This is a genomic window from Sinorhizobium fredii USDA 257 (genome assembly GCF_000265205.3).
In the GTDB taxonomy this organism is placed as follows: domain Bacteria; phylum Pseudomonadota; class Alphaproteobacteria; order Rhizobiales; family Rhizobiaceae; genus Sinorhizobium; species Sinorhizobium fredii_B.
Genome location: NC_018000.1, coordinates 6,131,427 through 6,152,787, shown reverse-complemented (window position 1 = coordinate 6,152,787; position 21,361 = coordinate 6,131,427). Strand labels below are relative to the sequence as shown.

Sequence of the window (21,361 nt, the reverse complement as noted above, 5' to 3'; positions counted from 1 at the left end):
AACTCCATGACCGCAACTCAGGACTATATTGTCGCCGACATCGGGCTTGCCGATTTCGGGCGCAAGGAAATTACCATTGCCGAAACGGAAATGCCGGGCCTGATGGCCTGCCGTGAGGAATTCGGCGCTTCGAAGCCGCTGAAGGGCGCACGCATCACCGGCTCGCTGCACATGACCATCCAGACCGCCGTGCTGATCGAGACCCTGGTTGCGCTTGGCGCGGATGTCCGCTGGGCGTCCTGCAACATCTTCTCCACGCAGGACCATGCGGCAGCGGCGATCGCTGCAAGCGGCGTGCCGGTCTTCGCCGTCAAGGGCGAAACCCTCGAAGAATACTGGGCCTATACGGACAAGATCTTCCAGTGGACCGATGGCGGCTTCTCCAACATGATCCTCGATGATGGCGGCGACGCCACCATGTACATCCTGCTCGGCGCCCGCGCCGAAGCCGGCGAGAACGTGCTTTCGAATCCCGGTTCGGAAGAAGAAGAAATCCTCTTCGCCCAGATCAAGAAGCGGCTTGCCGCCTCGCCGGGCTGGTTCACCAAGCAGCGCGACGCCATCAAGGGCGTGACCGAAGAGACGACCACCGGCGTCAACCGCCTGTACCAGCTCCAGGCCAAGAGCCTGCTGCCCTTCCCGGCAATCAACGTCAACGACAGCGTCACCAAGTCGAAGTTCGACAACAAGTACGGCTGCAAGGAGTCGCTCGTCGACGGCATCCGCCGCGGTACCGACGTGATGATGGCCGGCAAGGTCGCCGTGGTCTGCGGCTATGGCGACGTCGGCAAGGGGTCGGCCGCCTCGCTGCAGGGCGCCGGCGCCCGCGTCAAGGTCACCGAAATCGATCCGATCTGCGCGCTGCAGGCCGCCATGGACGGTTACGAAGTGGTGCAGCTCGAGGACGTCGTGTCGTCCGCCGACATCTTCATCACCACCACCGGCAACAAGGACGTCATCCGCATCGAGCATATGCGCGAGATGAAGGACATGGCGATCGTCGGCAATATCGGCCACTTCGACAACGAGATTCAGGTCTCCGCGCTCAGGAACCTGAAGTGGACGAACGTCAAGCCGCAGGTGGACCTGATCGAGTTCCCGAAGGGCAACCGGCTGATCCTGCTTTCGGAAGGCCGCCTGTTGAACCTCGGCAACGCCACCGGTCACCCGTCCTTCGTCATGTCGGCCTCCTTCTCCAACCAGGTGCTGGCGCAAATCGAGCTCTTCACCAAGGGCGAAAACTACAACAACGAGGTCTACATTCTGCCGAAGCAGCTCGACGAGAAGGTCGCTCGCCTGCATCTCGCCAAGCTCGGCGCCAGATTGACCGAGCTTTCGGAAGAGCAGGCCGACTATATCGGCGTGAAGCCGCAGGGCCCGTTCAAGGCCGAACACTACCGGTACTAATCCTTACCCGGGCAATCCACAACATCTTGTGGCCGCGATCTTGACAAGAGATCGCGGCCGCTTTTTTGGGCGGCGCACTTTCCGGTGAATCGTCAAAGAAGTATGGTTAAGTCATTGATTCGTGACGCCGGAGGGGCCTGAGGCGTTACGGGCGGGGATGTCTTGTCGGAAAGCGGCAAACAGACGGAGACAGACCGGGGATGCAATCGGAACGGACGCAAACCCTCCTCGAGGGTTTCGAGCATGGCGACGCAAGGTCGGCGGAACTTTGCGGATCAACGGGGACGGCGCCATGAGAAGAGAACGATTCAGCTTTTTCGGCGATGGCCGCAAGGCTTCCCGGCTGGTGCGGCGGTTGTTCGCCGGCACGGCGCTTTTGGCGGCAACGGACGCAGCCGCCCAGGCCTCCGCGCCGGTCGCCAGATCGATTTTCGGCACCTCCGAAGTCGTCACCTTTTCCGTGCTCATCGGCGTCATCTCCGCAGCGATGCTTTCGGCGATCTGGCTCATCCGCCAGCGCGGCAATATCGAAGCGGAAAATCGTGCCTTGCGCTCGGACCTTTCGGATGCGAACCAGCGGATCTCCCGTTTCCAGGCGCTCATTGCCGACAAGAACCGCCGGATTGTCGTCTGGGACGGACTGGCCGAACGCCCGGAATTCCTCGGGCAGCTTCCCGTCGAGACCGGCGCTCCGCAGGACGACCGGGATTTTCTTGCCTTCGGGCGCTGGATCAAGCCGCAATCGGCGGGCCAGCTCGAGAAGGCGATCGAGGCCTTGCGCGCCCAGGCGCAAAGTTTCGACCTGGTGCTCGAAACACAGCGCAACGAGGTGCTGGAAGCGCAGGGACGCGTATCCGGCGGGCGAGCCTTCGTGCGCTTCATCGCGCTCAACAATCTGCGCGCCGAACTGGCCGAACTGAAGCTCGAGCGTCACCAGTTGCATTCCTCGCTCTCGACATTCCGCACACTTCTCGACGCGGTCGACCTTCCGGTCTGGCAGCGCGGCGCCGACGGCAAGCTCGAATGGGTCAACGAGGCCTATGCGGAGGCGGTCGATGCGCGTAGCCCGGCTGTGGCCGCGACCGAGGGACGCGAATTGCTGGCGACTACGGCGCGCGAAAAGATCCGCTCCGTCTCGACCTTCGAAACGCCGTACCGCGACAAGCTTTCGACCGTCGTCAAGGGCAACCGCACCTTCTTCGACGTCGTCGACGCCCGCACCCCCACCGGCTCGGCGGGCATGGCCATCGACATTTCCGGCATCGAATCGGTGCGCGAGGAACTGGCGCGCACGCTGAAGAGCCATGCCGAAACGCTCGACCACCTGGCGACGCCCGTCGCGATCTTCGACGGCAATCAGCGCCTGCAATTCTACAACCAGGCCTTCCAGCGGCTCTGGGAGCTGGACATGGGGTTCCTGGAGCGCAAGCCCGACAACGGCGAAGTGCTCGATCGGCTGAGAGCCGGCGGCAAGCTGCCGGAACAGCTCAACTGGAAGCAATGGAAGACAAACGCGCTGTCGGTCTACCAGGCCCTCGATACGCAGTCCGACCTCTGGCACCTGCCCAACGGGCAGACCCTGCGCGTTTTCGCGACGGCACGGCCACAGGGCGGCGTGACCTGGGTCTTCGAGAACCTGACCGAAAAGGTCGATCTCGAAACCCGCTACAACACGCTCGTGCAGGTTCAGGGCGAAACGATCGATCACCTAGCCGAGGGCGTCGCCGTCTTCGGGCCCGACGGCCGCATGCGGCTATCCAATCCGGCCTTCCGGGCGATCTGGGGCATCAGCGAGGCGGAGGCCAAGCCCGGCACCCATATCCGTGCCGTCGAGCAGGCGTGCCTCGCCTCATACGACCAGCCGGACGGCTGGAAGCGCTTCGCCCATATCATCACCAGCTTCGACGACGAGCGGCCGTCGAGCCGCGGCATCCTGGAGCTGCGCACCGGACTGATCCTCGACTATGCCGTCATTCCGCTGCCCAACGCCCAGACGATGCTGACGTTCGTCAACATCACCGACAGCGTGCGCGTCGAGCGAGCGCTGACGGAAAAGAACGAGGCCTTGCGCAAGGCGGATGCGCTGAAGAACGATTTCGTCCATCACGTCTCCTACGAGCTGCGCTCGCCGCTGACCAACATCATCGGCTTTGCCGATCTCTTGAAGACGCCGGCCTTCGGCGATCTCAACGAGCGCCAGGCGGAATATGTCGACCACATCGCCACCTCCTCCTCGCTCCTGCTGACGATCGTCAACGATATCCTCGACCTTGCAACCGTCGATGCTGGCATCGTCGAACTCGACATGTCCGAGGTGAACCTCTTGGACCTGCTCGACGACGTGGCGCAGCAGATGGCCGACAGGCTGACCGAGAGCGGCGTCTCGCTGAGGATCGACGCGCCCGACAATCTCGGGCGCATCACCGCCGACCAGCAGCGGCTGAAGCAGGTCTTCATCAAGCTCTTGACCAATGCCGCCAATTTCGCGCCCGACGGCAGCACGATCGACCTCCAATGCCGGCGTGAAGGCAGCGATTTCGTCTTCTCGGTCACCGATACGGGACCGGGCATCCCGCAGGACGTGCTGAACACCGTGTTCAACCGCTTCGAGAGCTACGGCCAGAGCGGCGGCGCGGGTCTCGGCCTGTCGATCGTCGAGAGTTTTGTCAGCCTGCATCACGGCACCGTAGCGATCCGCAGCAAGGAAGGCGAAGGCACGGAAGTCACCTGCCGCATCCCTTCCGCCGACATGCCGAAGATCATCGCGGCGGAATAGATGAAGTCTCTCGAACGCCTGCTGAAGGATGAAGCCGCGACGATCGAACTGGGCGAAGACCTGGCGCTGGCCTTGAAGAAGGGCGACTGCGTCGGGCTTTCGGGCGATCTCGGGGCGGGGAAATCGACCATCGCGCGCGCTTTTCTGCGGGCGATGGCCGACGACGATTCGCTGGAGGTGCCAAGCCCCACCTTCACCCTGGTACAGGCCTACGATCTTCGGATCCCGGTCGCGCATTTCGATCTTTACCGCCTCGCCGACGCTTCGGAGCTCGACGAGCTCGGTTTTGACGAGGCCCTGTCGGAAGGCATCTGTCTCGTCGAATGGCCGGAGAAGGCCGAGGAAGCGCTGCCCGCCCAACGCATCACACTGAGCTTCACACATGAGAGCGAAGGGCGTCGTGTGCGCATTATGGGGCCCGACGCGGCCCTCGAGCGGATTGCCCGCTCGCTCGCCATCCGCGCTTTTCTGTCCGATGCCGGTCATGCGGACGCGCGTCGCCGGCACCTGAGCGGCGACGCCTCGGTGCGGGCTTATGAGCGCATCCATTCGGCCGACGGTGAGCCGGCGAAAATCCTCATGGACGCGGCGAAGCACAAGCCCGGCCCCATCCTCCAGGATGGCAAATACTACCAGCAGCTCGCCCATCTTGCCGAGGACGTCATCCCCTTCGTCGCCATTTCCGAGCTCCTGCGCAAGCGCGGCTTTGCGGCGCCGGCGATCTATGCGCGCGATCTCGGCAAAGGGCTGCTGCTCATCGAGGACCTGGGCTCGGAGGGAATCATCGACGCCGAAGGCCGGCCCGTTGCGGAGCGCTATATCGAGGCCGTACGGCTGCTTGGCCGACTTCATGCCGAGACGGCCGAGCGTGACATCGCGATCGCCGACGGCATCGTTCATCACATTCCCGATTTCGACCGCACGGCAATCAAGATCGAGACGAGCCTCTTGATCGACTGGTACCTGCCATGGAAGCGAGGGCTGCCTGCCTCCGACACGGAGCGAAGCGACTATTTCGCGATCTGGGACGAATTGATCGACATTCTCGGCTCAGGCGAAAAGAACCTGCTGCTGCGTGACTTCCATTCGCCCAACATCCTCTGGCGCCCCGATCGCCTTGGACTCGAGCGGATCGGCATCATCGACTTCCAGGATGCGATGATCGGGCCAACGGCTTACGACGTCGCCGCGCTCGTGCAGGATGCGCGCGTGACAATCGATCGCAGGCTGGCGGAACGGCTGCTGGGCGCCTATGTGGCCGAGCGCAAGGCGCAGGGCGGCTTCGATGAGGCGGCCTTCCTGCGCGACTGGCACCTGATGGCGGCGCAACGCAATTGCAAACTGGCCGGCATCTGGGTGCGGCTGATGCAGCGCGACGGCAAGCCCGGCTATATGAAGCACATGCCACGAACCTTCGCCTATCTGCAGCATGCATTGACGCATGAAGTGCTGACACCCTTGCGCGAATGGTGCATTAAGGCTGGAATCCTGGTTAGCGAATCAGCAAACTGACGGGAAATCATGCCTATCACCAATGCCATGGTGCTCGCAGCCGGACTGGGCATCCGCCTGCGGCCGATCACCAACACTCTGCCGAAACCGCTCGTCCGGATCGCCGGCAAGCCGATGATCGATTATGTCCTGGACCTGCTCGCGGCTGCCGGCGTGACCAAGGCGGCGGTGAACGTCCATCATTTCGCCGACCAGATGGAAGCTCATCTCAGCCGGCGCGAAACGCCGCGGATCCTGATTTCGGACGAGCGGGATGCGCTGATGAATTCCGGCGGCGGACTCGCCAAGGGACTGAAGCTTCTCGACAACGGGCCGGTCCTGGTGATGAATGCTGATCTCTTCTGGGTCGGCGAGGAGGCTGAGCAACCCTGCAATCTGCGGAGGCTCGCCGAATTCTTCGATCCCGAGCGCATGGACATGGCTTTGCTCTGCGTGCGCCTGGAGGACACGACCGGTCACAACGGCAAGAAGGATTTTTCGCTGTCCAGAAGCGGGCGGCTGACGCGCTATGAAGAAGACATGGAAAATCCCGTCGTCTATGCCGGCGCGATCGCCATGGACTCGCGGCTTTTCGCCGATGCGCCCAGTGACGCGTTCAATCTCAACGTCTATTTCGATCGGGCGATCGCCAGGGAAAGGCTGTTCGGTCTGATGCTGCAAGGCCAATGGATGACCGTCGGCACGCCGGAGGCGATCGACGAGGCCGAAGCTGTGGTCCGGCGGTTCGAGCCGGGAGGCTAGCTTGCCCGGCCGCGCTTCCAACGTCTTCACGATCCCAGCCGGCCTGCCCTTCCTGAAAACGCTGGCGGAAAAACTGTTGGGCGGCGCGCTGACGCCGGACTTCCAATATGATCCGGCCGATCCGCTGGCGCTCGCCGGCGTGACGATCTTCGTTCCGACCCGGCGTTCGGCCCGCGTCCTGCGCTCGGAATTCGTCGACCTGCTCGGCGGCCGCTCGGCGATCCTGCCGATGATCCGCGCGCTGGGCGAGACGGAGGATGACAGCGGCTTCTTCGACGCCGAGGTTCCGGCGATTCTCGATCTTGCCCCACCGCTCTCCGGCACGGCGCGGCTGATCGAGCTCGCCCGCCTCATTCTCGCCTGGCGCAACCGACTGCCGCAGGTGGTCCTCGACATTCATGCCGAAAGCCCGCTGATCGCCCCAGCAAGCCCGGCCGACGCCATCTGGTTGGCGCGCAATCTCGCCGAGCTGATCGACGCGATCGAGACGGAGGAGCTCGACTGGGATGCGCTCGACGGTCTCGACGGCGGCGAGCATGCGCTCTGGTGGCAATTGACGCTCGCCTTCCTGAAGATTGCCCGGACCTATTGGCCGGACCGCCTTAACGAGCTCAAACATTCCTCGCCGGCGCGCCATCGCAACGCCGTGCTCAAGGCTGAAACACAGCGCATCGCCGCCAGCAAGGTCGATGGGCCGATCATCATCGCCGGCTCGACCGGCTCGATACCTGCGACCGCGGCCCTGATCGCCGCGGTGAAGGCGTTGTCGAACGGCACCATCGTGCTTCCCGGCCTCGACCTGGAGATGAGCGACGCGGAATGGGAGCTGATCGGCGGCAACGGGGCCGCCTTGGCGGCACGAGACCCGGCAAGCCGTACGCACCCGCAATATGGTTTTCATCGCCTCCTGCAGCGCATGCGCATCGAACGCCGCGACGTGCCGGTGCTGGGGTCGCTCGACGATGACCTCGGCGATCGAGCCGTGGTTCTTTCGCGGGCACTGTTGCCGGCCCAAGCCACCGATCGTTGGACCGAGGCCCGCGAGAGCTTTGCGGCGGAGAGGCTCTTTGCCGCCTTCGCCGACGTGGCGCTGATCGAGGCGGCGAACGAGCGCGAGGAGGCGACCGCGATCGCGATTGCGCTGAGGCTCGCGCTCGAAGGCGACGAAGAGAGCCAGGCGGCGCTGATCACACCCGATCGCGGCTTGGCGCGACGGGTCGGCGCGGAGCTCGCCCGATTCGGCATCGAGGCCGATGATTCCGCTGGCGTGCCGCTCTCGGCCACCGCGGCAGGCGCGCTCACGCGGCTGTTGATCGAGGCGACTCTCAGACCGGACGACCCGGTGGCCCTGGTAGCGCTTCTGAAGCACCCGCTCGCCCGCTTCGGCCAGGCGGCGGAAGCCGCGCGGCATGCAGCCGACGTGCTGGAGCTTCTTGCGCTGCGCGGCGGCACCGACTTATCCGATATTTCCGCTCTCGAAGTGGTGCTCGACAAGGCACTCGCGAGGCAGCGGACTGAGCGGCATCCGAGGCCCTGGCGCGCCGGAATTGGTCAGAACGATGTCGAACTCGCACGGGCCCTCGCCCGGCGAATTTCAGCGGCTGTCGAGCCGCTGGCGAGCACCATCTCCGGCGGCCCAGAAAGCGGCCGCCACATGACAGTCCTGACCCTGGCCGAATGGGCGGAGCGCACCGGTCGGGCACTGGAAGCGGTCAGCTTCGACGAGCGCGGCAGCCTCGGCGGGTTGTGGGCTTCGGAAGCCGGCGAAGCATTGGCGACGCTGCTTAAGGGGATCATCGAGACCGACGGGCAGATGGAGGCCGACGGGCGGCAATGGTGCGATATCGTCGAGGCGCTTGCCGCCAGCGAAGCGGTCAAGCCTCGGTCGATGCGGCACCCGCGCGTCTTTATCTTCGGGGCGCTGGAATCGCGTCTGCAAAGCGTCGACCTCATCGTGCTCGGCGGCATGAACGAGGGCACCTGGCCGGGGCAGACCTCGAACGACCCGTTTCTGTCGCGGACCATGAAGTCCGGAATCGGCCTCGAACCGCCCGAACGACGCATCGGCCAGCTTGCCCATGATTTGCAGATGGCCTGCGGAACGCGCCGCTTGATCCTTTCCAGATCCATGCGCCAGGGCTCGGCTCCGACGGTCGCCTCGCGATGGCTGCAACGCCTGCAGGCGCTCGGCGGCAAGACATTGACCGAGCAGCTCAAGGCGAATGGCGCCAGTTATCTCCACTTTATGCGTATCCTCGACGATGGCGAGCGCCAGCCGCTCAGCGAGAGGCCGCAGCCGAAGCCGCCGGTCGAACTGCAGCCGCGCAAATATTCGTTCAGCGAGGTGGCCCGACTTCGCCGCGATCCCTATTCCATCTACGCGCGGCGCATCTTGCGGCTGCAGCCGATCGACCCCTTCAACTGCGATCCGGGTGCTGCCGAACGCGGCCTGCTCTACCACCGGATCGTCGACCGCTTCGTCAAAGGCGGCTTCGATCCCGCCTCCCGCGACGGTGAAGAGGCGATGGCGCGGCTGATCGGGGAGGCCTTCGACGAGGAAAATCTCCCGGCTCACATAGACACAATCTGGCGGCCACGCTTCGAAGCGGTGGCGAGGACGTTCCTTTCCTGGGAGCGGGAGCGCCGTCATGAGATCGTCTGGTCTTTCACCGAAGTTCCTGCCGCAATGGACCTCGGCATTGCCGACATAAGGCTGACCGGCATTGCCGACCGCCTCGACAGGCTCGTGGGCGGCGTCATCGATATCATCGACTACAAGACCGGCTCCAGCCCCTCCGCCAGAGAAGCGCGGGCGCTGCTCGACCCGCAACTGGCGCTCGAAGCGGCGGCGCTCAAGGCCGGCGCTTTCGGCACGATCGGACCCGCCCGGCCGCATTCGCTGCGCTATGTGCGCCTGAAGCCCGGCAGCCGCTTTGTCGTCGACACCGTCAACAACGAGAACAGCAAGTCGAAGGAGACCAAATCTGCCGACCAACTGGCGGAAGATTCGCTTGCCGAACTGAAGAAGCTGCTTACCGGGCTCACCAGCGGTCGATATGGCTTCGCCTCGCGCCTAATCGTCCAGAAGGAGCGGGACTATGGCGGCGAGTACGACCACCTGGCACGCGTCGCCGAATGGGCGACCGCCGAAGGGGAGGACGACGATGAGGAATGACGCCTTCGGCCCGGAGGAGAGGACGCCCAAGGCGTGGCTCGACTGGACGACGGAGCGGCAATCGCTTGCCTCGGATCCCACCCGCTCGGCCTGGGTCTCGGCCAATGCTGGCTCGGGCAAGACGCATGTGCTGACGCAGCGAGTCATCCGGCTGCTGCTCGCCGGCTGCCGGCCTTCCGCGATTCTCTGCCTGACCTATACGAAGGCGGCGGCCTCCGAGATGTCGAACCGCATCTTCGAGCGTCTCGCCGAATGGGCAACGATCGATGACGCCGCTTTGGAAAAGCGCATCGAGACGATCGAAGGCGCACGCCCTTCGGTCGCCAAGATCCAGGAGGCGCGGCGGCTCTTTGCAAAGGCGCTCGAAACCCCCGGCGGTCTGAAGATCCAGACGATTCACGCCTTCTGCGAGGCCCTGCTTCACCAGTTTCCGCTCGAGGCCAATGTGGCAGGCCATTTTTCGGTCCTCGACGACCGGGCCGCGGCGGTGCTGCTCGCCGACGCGCGACGCGCTTTGCTGACGGCCACCGCCGCTGAGCACGAGACGGAGCTTGCCGATGCCTTTGCGGCGGTTCTCGACCTTGCCGACGACACGGGTCTCGAAAAACTGCTGCAGGCGATCGTGGCGAACCGCGCGCCCATCCAGGCCTTTCTCGACCGCGCCACCGAACGCGGCGGGCGGGAGAGGCAATTGCGTGCGGCGCTCGGTCTCGCTCCGGGAGAATCGGCCGCGAGCGTGATGGCCGGCGCCTGGCCGCTTGCCGGCCTCAACGGCACTGCCCTCGAGCAATATATCGAGCTTGCGCTCAGCCTCGGTGGTATAAAGCCCGGCGAGATTGCAAAGGGGCTGGCGGTCGTCCGCGCGGCCGGGAATGCGGAGGAGCGCTTCGCCGGACTTCTGCGCGTGTTCTTCAACGGCGGCGGCAAGCCGAAGGCGGACTCTGCGTTTTTCAACAAGGCGATGCTGGTGCAGGCGCCGCAGCTAATACCGCTGATCGAGGAAGCACGCCAGCACATCGTCTCCTGTGCCGATCGCCTCAGCATCGTGCGGATGTATGAGGCCACGCGCGCGGCGCTGATCCTCGCGGAAAGGCTCAATCGGGACTACGAGGACCTCAAGAAGAGGCGCAGCCAGCTCGATTTCGAGGACCTGATCAACCGCACGGCGGCGCTGCTTGCCCGCAGCGACGTCGGCGCCTGGGTGCATTACAAGCTCGACCAGGGTATCGACCATATTCTCGTCGACGAGGCACAGGATACGAGCCCCGCGCAATGGACGATCATCCAGGCGCTTGCCGCCGATTTCTTTGCCGGCGAAACAGCGCGCGCGGACGACCGGACGATCTTTGCGGTCGGCGACGAGAAACAGTCGATCTATTCCTTCCAGGGCGCACGTCCGGAGCGCTTTTCGCGCGAAAGCATCCTGACCGAGCGCAGGGTGCGCGCCGGCAACAAATATTTCAGCCCCATCCGCCTGCAGCTCTCCTTCCGCTCGACTGTCGACGTGCTTTCCGCCGTCGATACGGTCTTTGCCAATCCGGGCAATGCCAAGGGGCTCAGCGCCCGGAGCGAGGCGGTCGTGCATGCCTCCAACCGGATTGGCCACCCAGGAGCCGTCGACATCTGGGACGTCATCGCCCCTGAGCCAGCCACCTCCGAAGACGACTGGACGGCGCCGTTCGATGCGACGCCCGAGCGCGCGCCGGTGAACATTCTCGCCCGGCGGATCGCGGCCGTGCTCGAAGACTGGATCGGCAGGGAGACCGTGATCGAAAAGGGCGTCCGGCGGCCGATGCGGCCGGGCGACGTCATCGTGCTGGTGCGCAAGCGCGATGCCTTCGTCAACGCCCTGACACGCGCGCTGAAGCGCCGCGGCAATATTCCGGTTGCCGGTGCCGACCGGCTGGTGCTGACCAACCACATCGCCATCCAGGACCTGATGGCACTCGGCCGCTTCGTACTTCTGCCGGAGGACGACCTGTCACTCGCGGCGCTGTTGAAGAGCCCGCTCGTCAATCTCGGCGAGGAGAATGTCTTCGAACTGGCGGGACGCCGAGCGGAGGGCGAAAGCCTCTGGCAGCGGCTGCAACAGCTCGGTACGGACGAATCGAGCCGCTATCATGGGGTCGTGCGCACCCTTGCCGGTTACGACGAGCTTGCCCGCAACCTGCTGCCGCATGACTTCTACGCCCGGGTGCTTGGGACCCATGGCGGCCGGCGCGCCTTCCTGGCGCGGCTTGGCAGCGAGGTCAGCGACATCCTCGACGAATTCCTCACCTTCGCGCTCGACCACGAGCGGAGTGGGCTCCCCGGCCTGCAGGCCTTCATCTCGACGCTCGAGATCGAAGCGCCGACGGTGAAGCGCGAGCAGGACAAGGAGCGCGACGAGGTCCGCGTCATGACCGTGCATGCCGCCAAGGGCCTCGAGGCGCCGGTCGTCTTCCTTGTCGACGGCGGCGGCACCGCCTTCGTCAGCCAGCAGGTATCGGACCTGCGCTTTCTGGAGAAGCAACAGACCGACGGCTCGCTCGTCAGCGTCCCCGTCTGGCGGGCGCCCGGCTCGACGCCGAATTCGCTGATCGCCGCCGACAACGATCGACTGAAGCGACTGGCGGAAGAAGAATATCGCCGCCTGCTCTATGTCGGCATGACGCGCGCCGCGGATCGGCTGATCGTCTGCGGTTATCGTGGCCAGCGGCAGAACCTCGACACCTGGCATGCGATGGCTCAGGGGACGCTGTCGCACGACCCAAAAGGCAGAGCGACGCCGATGGCCTTCCGCGCCGGAGGCGAGGAATGGACAGGCCATGTCTGGCGCGAAGCGCATGTGCCGGTCATCATCCCGACAAGCGGCAACACGGGCAGTGAGCCTGATTCAATGGCCTCCGGCCTGCCGCCGGCGCTGTTCACGCCCTTGCCGCCGCAGCGCCGACTGCCGCGGCCGCTCGCCCCTTCCGGAACGAGCGTGGCCATCGACGATTCGGATCAGGAGTCGATCGTCGGCTCGGCTCTCTTTGCAGGGCCTACTGCGCCCAAAGCCTCGATGCTGCGCGGCGCGATCCTGCATCGGCTGCTGCAGGTGCTCCCGATGCTCGACGGTCCGGAGCGGCGCGACGCGGCGGAACGCTATCTGAGCCGCGCCGTACCGCGCTGGCCGGAGGCAGAGCGGCAGGCGCTCGCCGGTGCCGTGATGGACGTGCTCGATCATCCGGACCTGCAGTCGCTTTTTGGCGAGGACAGCCGCGCCGAGGTGTCCGTCATGGGAACGCTCACGCTCGGCAGTCATGCGTTCGCCGTGTCAGGCCGGCTCGACCGCCTGGCGATTGCCGGCGACACGGTGACGATTGCCGATTACAAGACCAACCGCGACGTGCCGGCCTCGGCCGACGAGGTTCCGACCGTTTACCGACGGCAGCTCGCCATTTATCGCGAACTGTTGAAGCCGCTTTATCCTGGCAAGCAATTTCGCTCTGCGCTGATCTTCACGGAAGGTCCGGCGGTCCGGGTGCTTCCCGACACGATGCTGGACGCGAGCCTTGAAGAGCTCGCGACAAAGTGAGATACACGATATTGAAAATCCAGTGGCGAGGCCTCACATGAGGCACAATATCTGGACAATGCCATTCCGAAGGAGCAGCCGATGGCAACTGTAAAAGTCGATGCGTCCAATTTTCAAAAAGAAGTCCTGAATTCCGCCGAGCCGGTCGTCGTCGACTTCTGGGCCGAATGGTGCGGCCCGTGCAAAATGATTGCGCCGAGCCTTGAAGAGATCGCCACCGAACTGGCCGGCAAGGTCAAGGTCGTCAAGCTCAACATCGATGAAAACCCCGAACTGGCCGCCCAATATGGAGTTCGCTCGATTCCGACGCTCGCCATGTTCAAGGCCGGCGAAGTTGCCGACATCAAGGTCGGCGCCGCGCCGAAGACCGCGCTCAGCTCGTGGATTTCCAACGCGGTCTAAGCCGCCGAATTTTTGAAAAGCGCTATCGAAAAGCCCGGCTCGCCGGGCTTTTTTCTTGCTCGTCCGAGACAGCCGAGGCTTGAGCTTGCTCCTTACCCTAGATCTTAGAGCCTTTCCCTGCTCGCGGGGTGAGGGACTTAAGAGCTCGCGGCAAATCCCTTCTTCTCCCCCTCAAAATGGAGAGAAGGTCGCGGCAGCGGGATGAGGGCAGACGCAGCTGAGCCGAACTCGTCCTACTACCGCGGCGGCGTGCCGTTTTCGGCGAGCACATCGCCGGCGAGATAGAGAGAACCGCCGATCAGGATGCGCGGCGGCACGGGGTCCTCTTCGGTGAGTTCGGCGATGAGACCGAGCGCTTCGGCGACCGAGGAGGTGGCATTGGCCTCCAACCCGGCAGCGGCCGCGTCGGCGGCCAGCGCCACCGGATCAAGGCCCGCGTCCGAGGCGTGGATCGGCACGGTGAAGACCTGTTCGGCGAGATCGAGGAAGGCCCTGAAGTAGCCGACCGGATCCTTGGTGTTGATCATGCCGATTATCAGAAACAGCGGCCGCGGATCGCGTTCCTCGAAGGAGGCCATCGCTTCGGCTATGACCTGGCCGGCGCCGGGATTGTGGCCGCCGTCAATCCAGATCTCGGCGGCGGGCGGTCCATAGTGCGAAAGCTTGCCGCCGGCCAGTCGCTGCAGGCGCCCCGGCCATTCGACGCCGGCCAGGCCCTTCTCGATCGCCGCTTCCGGAACGTCGAACCCGGCCGCCCGGACGGCGCGGATCGCCGCCGCGGCATTGGCATATTGGTGCCGGCCCGGCAGGCGCGGCAGCGGCAGGTCCGCAAGGCCGTTCTCGTCCTGGAAAATCAACCTGCCGAATTCCTCATGCGCCATGAAATCCTGGCCATAGACGGACATCGGGCAGCCGAGCCGCTCGGCCGTATCGACGAGCACGTCGCGCACACCATCTTCCTCTTGATGGCCGATCACCACCGGGCAGCCGCGCTTCATGATTCCGGCCTTTTCGGCGGCGATCAGTTCTACGCGATCGCCGAGATAGGCCTGGTGATCGAGCGAGATCGGCATGATGACGGAAACCGCCGGCCGGGCGATAACATTCGTCGCATCGAAGCGGCCGCCGAGACCGACCTCGATAATCGCAACATCGGCCGGGTGCTCTGCGAACAGCACGAAGGTGACCGCCGTCAGGATTTCGAAGACGGTGATCTTCTCGCCGGCATTGGCTTTCGCAACGCGGCGTACCGCATCGGCGAGAACCGGATCGCTGACGAGCGCACCCTTGCCGCTCGCGACGCCGAGCCGATAACGCTCGTGCCAGTTCACCAGATGCGGCGATGTGTGCACATGAACGCTGAGACCCGCCGCCTCCAGGATTGCCCGGGAAAATGCGGTGACGGAGCCTTTTCCGTTCGTGCCGGCGACATGGATGATCGGCGGCAGGCGGTCCTGCGGGTTTCCAAGCGCGGCGAGCAGCCGCGTGATCCTGTCGAGCGACAGGTCGAACCCCTTGGGATGCAGGGCAAGAAGCTTGTCGATCTCCTGCGCCGCCTCGCTGACCTGTGCCGCCGTCATGTTCCTGCCTCGCAAAAGATGATCCGCTGCTCGATGATTCCTTAGAACGGAATTGCAGCAAATCAAGACACTTACAACGACGTATGCGCGTCCGGATGGGACGCGCAACGTTCAATACAGGGCTCGTTGGGTTGCGGCGGCTACGCCCGGGCTGCGAGCGGCAAGGCCGAAACCTGGGAGCCGCTCTCCCGCCTTGCGGCCTCCGCCGGCTTCTTCATCAGGATCTTCAGTACGCGTGCCAACGTCGCCGGGATGTCGTGGCGCTTGACGACCATGTCGACCATGCCGTGCTCCAGGAGGTACTCGGAGGTCTGGAAGCCGTCGGGGAGCTTTTCGCGCAGGGTCTGCTCGATTACCCGCTTGCCGGCAAAGCCGATCTCCGCACCGGGTTCGGCCAGGTGGATGTCGCCCAGCATCGCATAGGATGCGGTCACCCCGCCGGTAGTGGGATTGGTCAGCACGACGATATAGGGGAGCCCCGCTTCCTTCAGCAAATTCACCGCGACGGTGGTGCGGGGAAGCTGCATCAGCGAAAGGATGCCTTCCTGCATGCGGGCTCCGCCCGAAGCCGGGAACATCACCAGCGGGCACTTCTCGGCAATCGCTCTCTCGAAGGCCTTGATAATTGCTTCGCCGGCCGCCAGGCCGAGCGAGCCGCCGATGAAGTTGAACTCATGCACGACGGCGACCAGCTTGACGCCCTGAACGAGGCCAAGGCCCGCGACGATCGTATCCTCGAGCTCGGTCTTGGCGCGGCTGTCGCGCAGGCGGTCGAGATATTTCTTCGAATCGCGGAACTTCAGCGGATCCTGCGCCACCTTCGGCTGCGGCAGCGTTTCGTAGATTCCGCCATCGAAGAGATCCTTCAGGCGGGCCTTTGCCGGCATCTTCATATGATGGCCGGACTGCGGGATGACCCACTTGTTCTCTTCGAGATCGCGATGGAACACCATCTCGCCGGTTTCAGGGCACTTGATCCAGAGGTTCTCCGGAACTTCCCTGCGGCCGAGCATCGAATTGATCTTCGGCCGAACGTAGTTTGTGATCCAGTTCACTTATAGACTCCTGAAGCTGTCCTTCGGCTTCTGCGCGCCAATATGGGCGATTATTCGGCTGCCGCAAGGCGTGCGGCCCGCACCCCGGCCGAAAGCCCCCGCACAAGCGCCTCGACGCCGGGCACCGTCGCCTCGGTGACGTGACCTTCTTCGGTCAGGCTCGAGGCGATCTGGTTGACGATCGCCGTGCCAACCACGACACCATCGGCCGAGGCGCCGATCACCCGCGCATGGTCGGCGGTCTTGACGCCGAAGCCGACACAGACGGGCAGCTTCGTGTGTGACTTGATCCGTGCCACCGCACCGGCAATCAGCGACGGATCGGGCAAGGCGGAACCGGTGATGCCGGTCATCGAGACGTAATAGACGAAACCGGAGGTGTTTTCGAGAACCTTGGGCAGACGGCGGTCATCCGTCGTCGGCGTCGCCAGACGGATGAAGCTGATGCCCTTCTTCAGGGCCGGGATGCACAGTTCGTCGTCCATTTCCGGAGGCAGATCGACGACGATCAGTCCGTCGACACCCGCCTCGACCGCATCGTTCAAGAACCGTTCGACGCCGTAGATATAGATCGGATTGTAATAGCCCATCAGCACGACCGGGGTGCGCTGATCTTCGGCCCGGAAGCGGCGGGCGAGTTCGAGCGTCCTGGCGAGCGTCTGCCCGGCTTTCAGGGCGCGCTGGCCGGCAAGCTGGATCGCCGGACCGTCGGCCATCGGATCGGAAAACGGCACGCCCAGTTCGATCACGTCGGCGCCCGCCTTCGGCAGTGCCTGCATGATCGCCAGGGACGTTGCGAAGTCGGGATCGCCGCCCATGAAATAGGTGACGAGGACCGGGCGGCCTTCCGCCGCGACGTCGGCGAACCTCTGCTCGATGCGTGCGGTCATACTCGTTACTGCCCCATTCCCAGAATTTTGCCGACGGTGAAGATGTCCTTGTCGCCGCGACCGGAGAGATTCATCAGGATGATCTCGTCCTTGCCCATTGTCGGCGCCCGCTTGATAACCTCGGCCAGCGCATGCGACGGTTCGAGCGCCGGGATGATGCCTTCGAGCCGCGTCAGCGTCTGGAAAGCTTCGAGCGCCTCATGGTCCATGATCGGCACATATTCGACCCGGCCGATATCGTTGAGCCAGGCATGTTCCGGACCGATACCCGGATAATCGAGGCCGGCCGAGATGGAGTGGCCTTCCTTGATCTGGCCGTCGCCGTCCTGAAGCAGGTAAGTACGGTTGCCATGCAGGACGCCCGGCGAGCCGGCAGTGATCGAGGCACAGTGCTCGTCGCCCTCAAGTCCCTTTCCGCCCGCTTCGACGCCGACGATCCTCACCCCCTCGTCATCGAGGAACGGGTGGAAGATGCCGATGGCGTTCGAGCCGCCGCCGACCGCCGCGATGACAAGGTCGGGCAGGCGGCCCTCGGCCGCGAGAATCTGTTCCTTGGCCTCCTGGCCGATGACCGCCTGGAAGTCGCGCACCATCTCCGGATAGGGATGCGGGCCGGCGGCCGTGCCGATCAGGTAATAGGTGCTGTCGACGTTCGTGACCCAGTCGCGCAGCGCCTCGTTCATGGCGTCCTTCAGCGTGCCGTGACCGGCGGTCACAGGCTTCACCTCGGCGCCGAGCAGCTTCATGCGGAAGACGTTCGGCGCCTGGCGCTCGACGTCGGTGGCGCCCATATAGACCACGCAGGGAAGCCCGAAGCGCGCGGCAACGGTCGCAGAGGCGACGCCGTGCTGGCCGGCGCCGGTCTCGGCGATGATGCGGGTCTTGCCCATGCGCCTGGCCAGCAGGATCTGACCGATGCAATTGTTGATCTTGTGCGAGCCGGTGTGGTTCAGCTCCTCACGCTTGAAATAGATCTTCGCGCCGCCGAGCTCGGCGGTCAGGCGTTCGGCGAAGTATAGCGGGCTCGGCCGGCCGATATAGTGGGTGCCGAGGTTTTCGAGCTCCGCCTTGAAGGCCGGGTCGTTCTTGGCCTTGCTCCATTCGTCCTGAAGATCGATGATCAGCGGCATCAGAGTCTCGGCGACGAAACGGCCGCCGAAAATACCGAAACGGCCGTCCTCGTCCGGTCCGGCCCTGAAGGAGTTCGGTTTTAGCGGCTGATTCACGTCTTGCTCCCTGATCGTCGCCGTTCGGTTTCGGCGCGGCGGACCGCATCGAAAAACGCATCCATGAGCTTCAAATCCTTGACACCCGGTGCGCTCTCGACCCCGGAGGATGTATCGACGGCGCGCGCGCCGGTGAGCGCAACAGCCTCGCCGATATTTTCAGCATTCAGTCCACCGGAAAGCATGTAATCGACGCTTCCGTCAAGCGCGTCGAGCAGTCTCCAGTCGAAAGAGACGCCGTTGCCGCCCGGTAGTTCCGACCCGGCCGGCGGCTTCGCATCAAAAAGGAAACGATCGACGATGCCGAGATAGGGATCGATCCGGTCGAGATCGGAAGCCTCGCGGATCGACAGCGCTTTCATCACCGGAAGGCCGTAGATCGCCTTGACGGTCAGCACCCTCTCCGGATCCTCGCCGCCATGCAGCTGCAGCATATCCGGCCTGAGAGCGGAAACGATCTCGTCGAGATCGTCATTGTCCGCGTCGACCGTGACGGCGACGATCGTCGCCCGGCCGCGAATGCGCTCGGCAAGGCGACCGGCATCGTCCGGCTCGATGTTGCGCGGGCTCTTCGGGAAGAAAATGAAACCCGTGTGCGAAGCGCCGAGGGACACGGCGTGCTCCAAGGCCTCCGCGGTCTTCAATCCACAAATCTTCACGTCCATTTTCATGGGAAGCGACCTTGCACGAAATGCCGCGCGAGTCGAGCAAAACCATGGCCTTCCTCGGCAATCAAGAGGAGGGTTGCCGCCAGGTGTTGCGGCTCAGGTCACAAGCTTACCACATTCGACGAAGCGGTGCTTTTTGCCGCCCTCACCTCGGGCGCTCAAGCGGTCGGGGAAGCCGGGGCGGTAGGCCGAACGCCCACGCCTTCAACGCGGACCAGAAGAGACGCGGATGAAGCAATCCCACCGGCGAACCGACGAGATGATATACCCGGTCCAAGGCGCGCTGGGCCTGCAGGTCTCCATGGGCGGCGAGCAGGTCGAGCTGCCGGGACCATTTCCCAAACAGCGCCTGGAGCGGGGTCGATTCTCCCCGGCTCGAGGAATAGCGCAGATCTTCGCCCGTCGCGATCTCCCAGGGCAGTTGCGCAAGTTGACCGAGCCTCCGCATCAGGCGGTGTTCCGCGCCGATGACCTCACCGGCCCTGAAACTGTCCCGCAACATGAGCGCCTGGCAGGCCGATACGGTGATGCCCTGTCCGTAAACCGGATTGAAGGCGCAAAAGCTGTCGCCGATCGCCAGCAATCCGGCGGGCCAAGCCGACATCCGGTCGTACTGGCGGCGCACATTATCCGTCCGGCGATGGATGACGACATCGCTGACAGCGGTCGCCGACCGGGCGAAATCCGCGAGCGCAGGATCGCGCAGCCGTTCGAGGAAAGGCAGGAAGCCCTCGGTTTCGCGCGGCGGGCAGCATTCTCCCGCACCCACCGCGCCGATCATCCAGCGTCCGCCTTCTACGGGAAGGGCAACCCCTCCCATGGGGCTCGAAGGGGTTGGAAGAACGAGAATGCCGGCGGCCGGCGCCAGATGATCCGCCGGAGCTCTGTACATGCGGCTCGCATAGCCGAAGCCGACATCGACGGTCGTGACCTCGACCCCGCCGAACCCCGACTCCACGAGCCAGAACGGCAGGCGGGACGCGCGCCCGGACGCGTCGATGACAAGCGGCGCCGACAGCACGCTTCCGTCCGCCTTTCGGGCGATCCAGCCGTGTCTTTCGCTGTCGCGCTCGAGAGCCGCGATGCGCACGCCGTCGGTCAAGGCTACGCCAGCCAAGGCAGCCACCCTCAGGCGCACGAGCTCTTCCACCACGGGGCGCGTCGCGGAGACCAGTTCGAAGGCCGGGTTGCCGATCGGTGCCCATCCCTGTTCGCCGAGCCAGGCGAGATTGCCGGTGTCGAGCGGCACGCCACCAGCCTGGACAAGCTCGCTCCGGAACCCCGGCAGCAGTTCCTCGATGGCGCACAGACCACGATAGAGAAGAACATGCGGCTGATGGCCTTGCGACACACCCTTGCGCGGCAGGGGCGAACCGTCGAGCACATCGCGCTCGATGATGCGCACGGTCTTGCCGGCCTGGCTCGCCGCCGCTGCAGCCAGCAGCCCTGCCATGCTTGCGCCGATCACGAGGACGTCGGCGTCGTAGCGGTTCGCCACGGAGTCATTCGAAATCATGAGGCTATCCCGATCTGCAATCAACGGCGAATGGAAGTCTCAAGCAACCAGGAACAAGAGACTGCGCATCCGCTCAAGCCACGACAGCGGCATCAGCGTCCACAAGGGAGAGACCGACGACAGCGGAATGTCGGCGCGCAACAGGGCGGCGTGGTCGAGGGACGGTTCGTGGGGAAAATAATCGGCTTTCCAGCCCTCGATCCGGCGGAAGCCTTTCTTATAATAGTAGCGCAACTGTGGATCGCGCGGCAGCTTGTTGTGCGTTTCCCAGACGTACTCGTCGATCGGCGCCTCCGGATTGGCGCGCCTCCAGGCTGCCAGTCCCGGCATGGGCGAGCCGAGATAGATCCGCCGCCATCCCTGTTTCAACGCGTAGGGCCAAAAGAACTCGAAGATGAGGCGCACGGCGAGAGCATCCGTGCTGCTCAGGCTGATTCCGAAGAGCGCTCGCGCGTTTGCGGGCGGGGGACTGGAAATTGCCGCGCATTCCGACCAAGTGCGTGCGGCTCTGATCTGCTCCGGCGTCACCGGTTTCAGGAAGAGCGACGCAAGCGCCGCGCCGGTCTCCGTGGAAAAGGCCCCGATGCTCAGGCCGGGAAAAGCCGCTATGCGCCGCTCGAGATCGGCCCGGCTCGCAGCCTGCGCGCCGGTCCATTTGGCCCGTTCGAGAACGAGGAGCGCATCGACGTCAGCCCGATGCAGGAAGCGCACCGCGATCGGCGCTGCCGATGCTGGCGCCTTTTTGGAAGCGCGCTTTCCAAAGCGAACGGCTTTGGAAGGAAGGCTGGATGGCATGAGTTTACCGTCACATTGTCGTTCTGCGCGTTGCAGTAGCAACATCAAATGACGCTCAT

At 64.3% G+C, this 21,361-nt stretch carries 14 protein-coding genes; 7 read left to right on the top strand and 7 right to left on the bottom strand.

The window, feature by feature from the left end:
- The first annotated feature begins 6 nt into the window (after positions 1-6).
- From ahcY to trxA, 7 genes are all read left to right on the top strand, one after another.
- Positions 7-1,407, top strand: coding sequence for an adenosylhomocysteinase (gene ahcY, locus USDA257_RS28785; protein ID WP_041414801.1), 1,401 nt, complete (start codon positions 7-9; stop codon positions 1,405-1,407).
- Positions 1,408-1,699: 292 nt separating this feature from the next.
- A complete protein-coding gene (locus USDA257_RS28780) occupies positions 1,700-4,183 on the top strand; it encodes a PAS domain-containing sensor histidine kinase (protein WP_014766515.1) in 2,484 nt (827 codons plus the stop codon).
- Entirely contained in the window at positions 4,184-5,695 is a 1,512-nt protein-coding gene (locus tag USDA257_RS28775) for a bifunctional tRNA (adenosine(37)-N6)-threonylcarbamoyltransferase complex ATPase subunit type 1 TsaE/phosphotransferase (RefSeq protein WP_014766514.1), read from the top strand.
- A gap of 9 nt (positions 5,696-5,704) precedes the next feature.
- Entirely contained in the window at positions 5,705-6,436 is a 732-nt protein-coding gene (locus USDA257_RS28770) for a nucleotidyltransferase family protein (RefSeq protein WP_014766513.1), read from the top strand.
- 1 nt (position 6,437) lies between these two features.
- On the top strand, positions 6,438-9,611 hold the full coding sequence (gene addB, locus USDA257_RS28765; RefSeq protein WP_014766512.1) for a double-strand break repair protein AddB: 3,174 nt from the start codon (positions 6,438-6,440) through the stop codon (positions 9,609-9,611).
- Entirely contained in the window at positions 9,601-13,170 is a 3,570-nt protein-coding gene (gene addA, locus USDA257_RS28760; protein WP_014766511.1) for a double-strand break repair helicase AddA, read from the top strand. The genes addB and addA overlap by 11 nt, the downstream gene beginning before the upstream one ends.
- 81 nt (positions 13,171-13,251) lie before the next feature.
- Entirely contained in the window at positions 13,252-13,572 is a 321-nt protein-coding gene (trxA, locus tag USDA257_RS28755; RefSeq protein ID WP_014766510.1) for a thioredoxin, read from the top strand.
- Between the two features lie 236 nt (positions 13,573-13,808).
- Here the strand turns inward: trxA and USDA257_RS28750 are convergent, their stop codons facing one another.
- The 7 genes from USDA257_RS28750 to USDA257_RS28720 all read right to left on the bottom strand — a co-directional run bounded on the left by USDA257_RS28750 (position 13,809) and on the right by USDA257_RS28720 (position 21,302).
- The gene (locus tag USDA257_RS28750) at positions 13,809-15,152 is read right to left on the bottom strand and encodes a bifunctional folylpolyglutamate synthase/dihydrofolate synthase (RefSeq protein ID WP_014766509.1); all 1,344 of its coding nucleotides are present in this window, start codon (positions 15,150-15,152) and stop codon (positions 13,809-13,811) included.
- A 140-nt stretch (positions 15,153-15,292) separates the two neighbouring features.
- Complete coding sequence (gene accD, locus USDA257_RS28745) at positions 15,293-16,207, bottom strand: acetyl-CoA carboxylase, carboxyltransferase subunit beta (RefSeq protein WP_014766508.1); 915 nt, start codon at positions 16,205-16,207, stop codon at positions 15,293-15,295.
- A 50-nt stretch (positions 16,208-16,257) separates the two neighbouring features.
- Positions 16,258-17,097: a tryptophan synthase subunit alpha gene (gene trpA / locus USDA257_RS28740; protein ID WP_014766507.1), complete on the bottom strand. Its 840-nt coding sequence runs from the start codon at positions 17,095-17,097 to the stop codon at positions 16,258-16,260.
- Between the two features lie 5 nt (positions 17,098-17,102).
- On the bottom strand, positions 17,103-18,323 hold the full coding sequence (gene trpB / locus USDA257_RS28735) for a tryptophan synthase subunit beta (RefSeq protein ID WP_014766506.1): 1,221 nt from the start codon (positions 18,321-18,323) through the stop codon (positions 17,103-17,105).
- Positions 18,320-18,994, bottom strand: a complete 675-nt coding sequence (locus USDA257_RS28730; RefSeq protein WP_014766505.1) for a phosphoribosylanthranilate isomerase — start codon at positions 18,992-18,994, stop codon at positions 18,320-18,322. The genes trpB and USDA257_RS28730 overlap by 4 nt, the downstream gene beginning before the upstream one ends.
- Before the next feature lie 142 nt (positions 18,995-19,136).
- Positions 19,137-20,507 carry an FAD-dependent oxidoreductase gene (locus tag USDA257_RS28725; protein ID WP_014766504.1) on the bottom strand — a complete coding sequence of 457 codons (1,371 nt, stop codon included), beginning with the start codon at positions 20,505-20,507 and terminating at the stop codon, positions 19,137-19,139.
- Positions 20,508-20,546: 39 nt separating this feature from the next.
- Positions 20,547-21,302 carry a hypothetical protein gene (locus USDA257_RS28720; protein WP_014766503.1) on the bottom strand — a complete coding sequence of 252 codons (756 nt, stop codon included), beginning with the start codon at positions 21,300-21,302 and terminating at the stop codon, positions 20,547-20,549.
- Between the last annotated feature and the right edge of the window lie 59 nt (positions 21,303-21,361).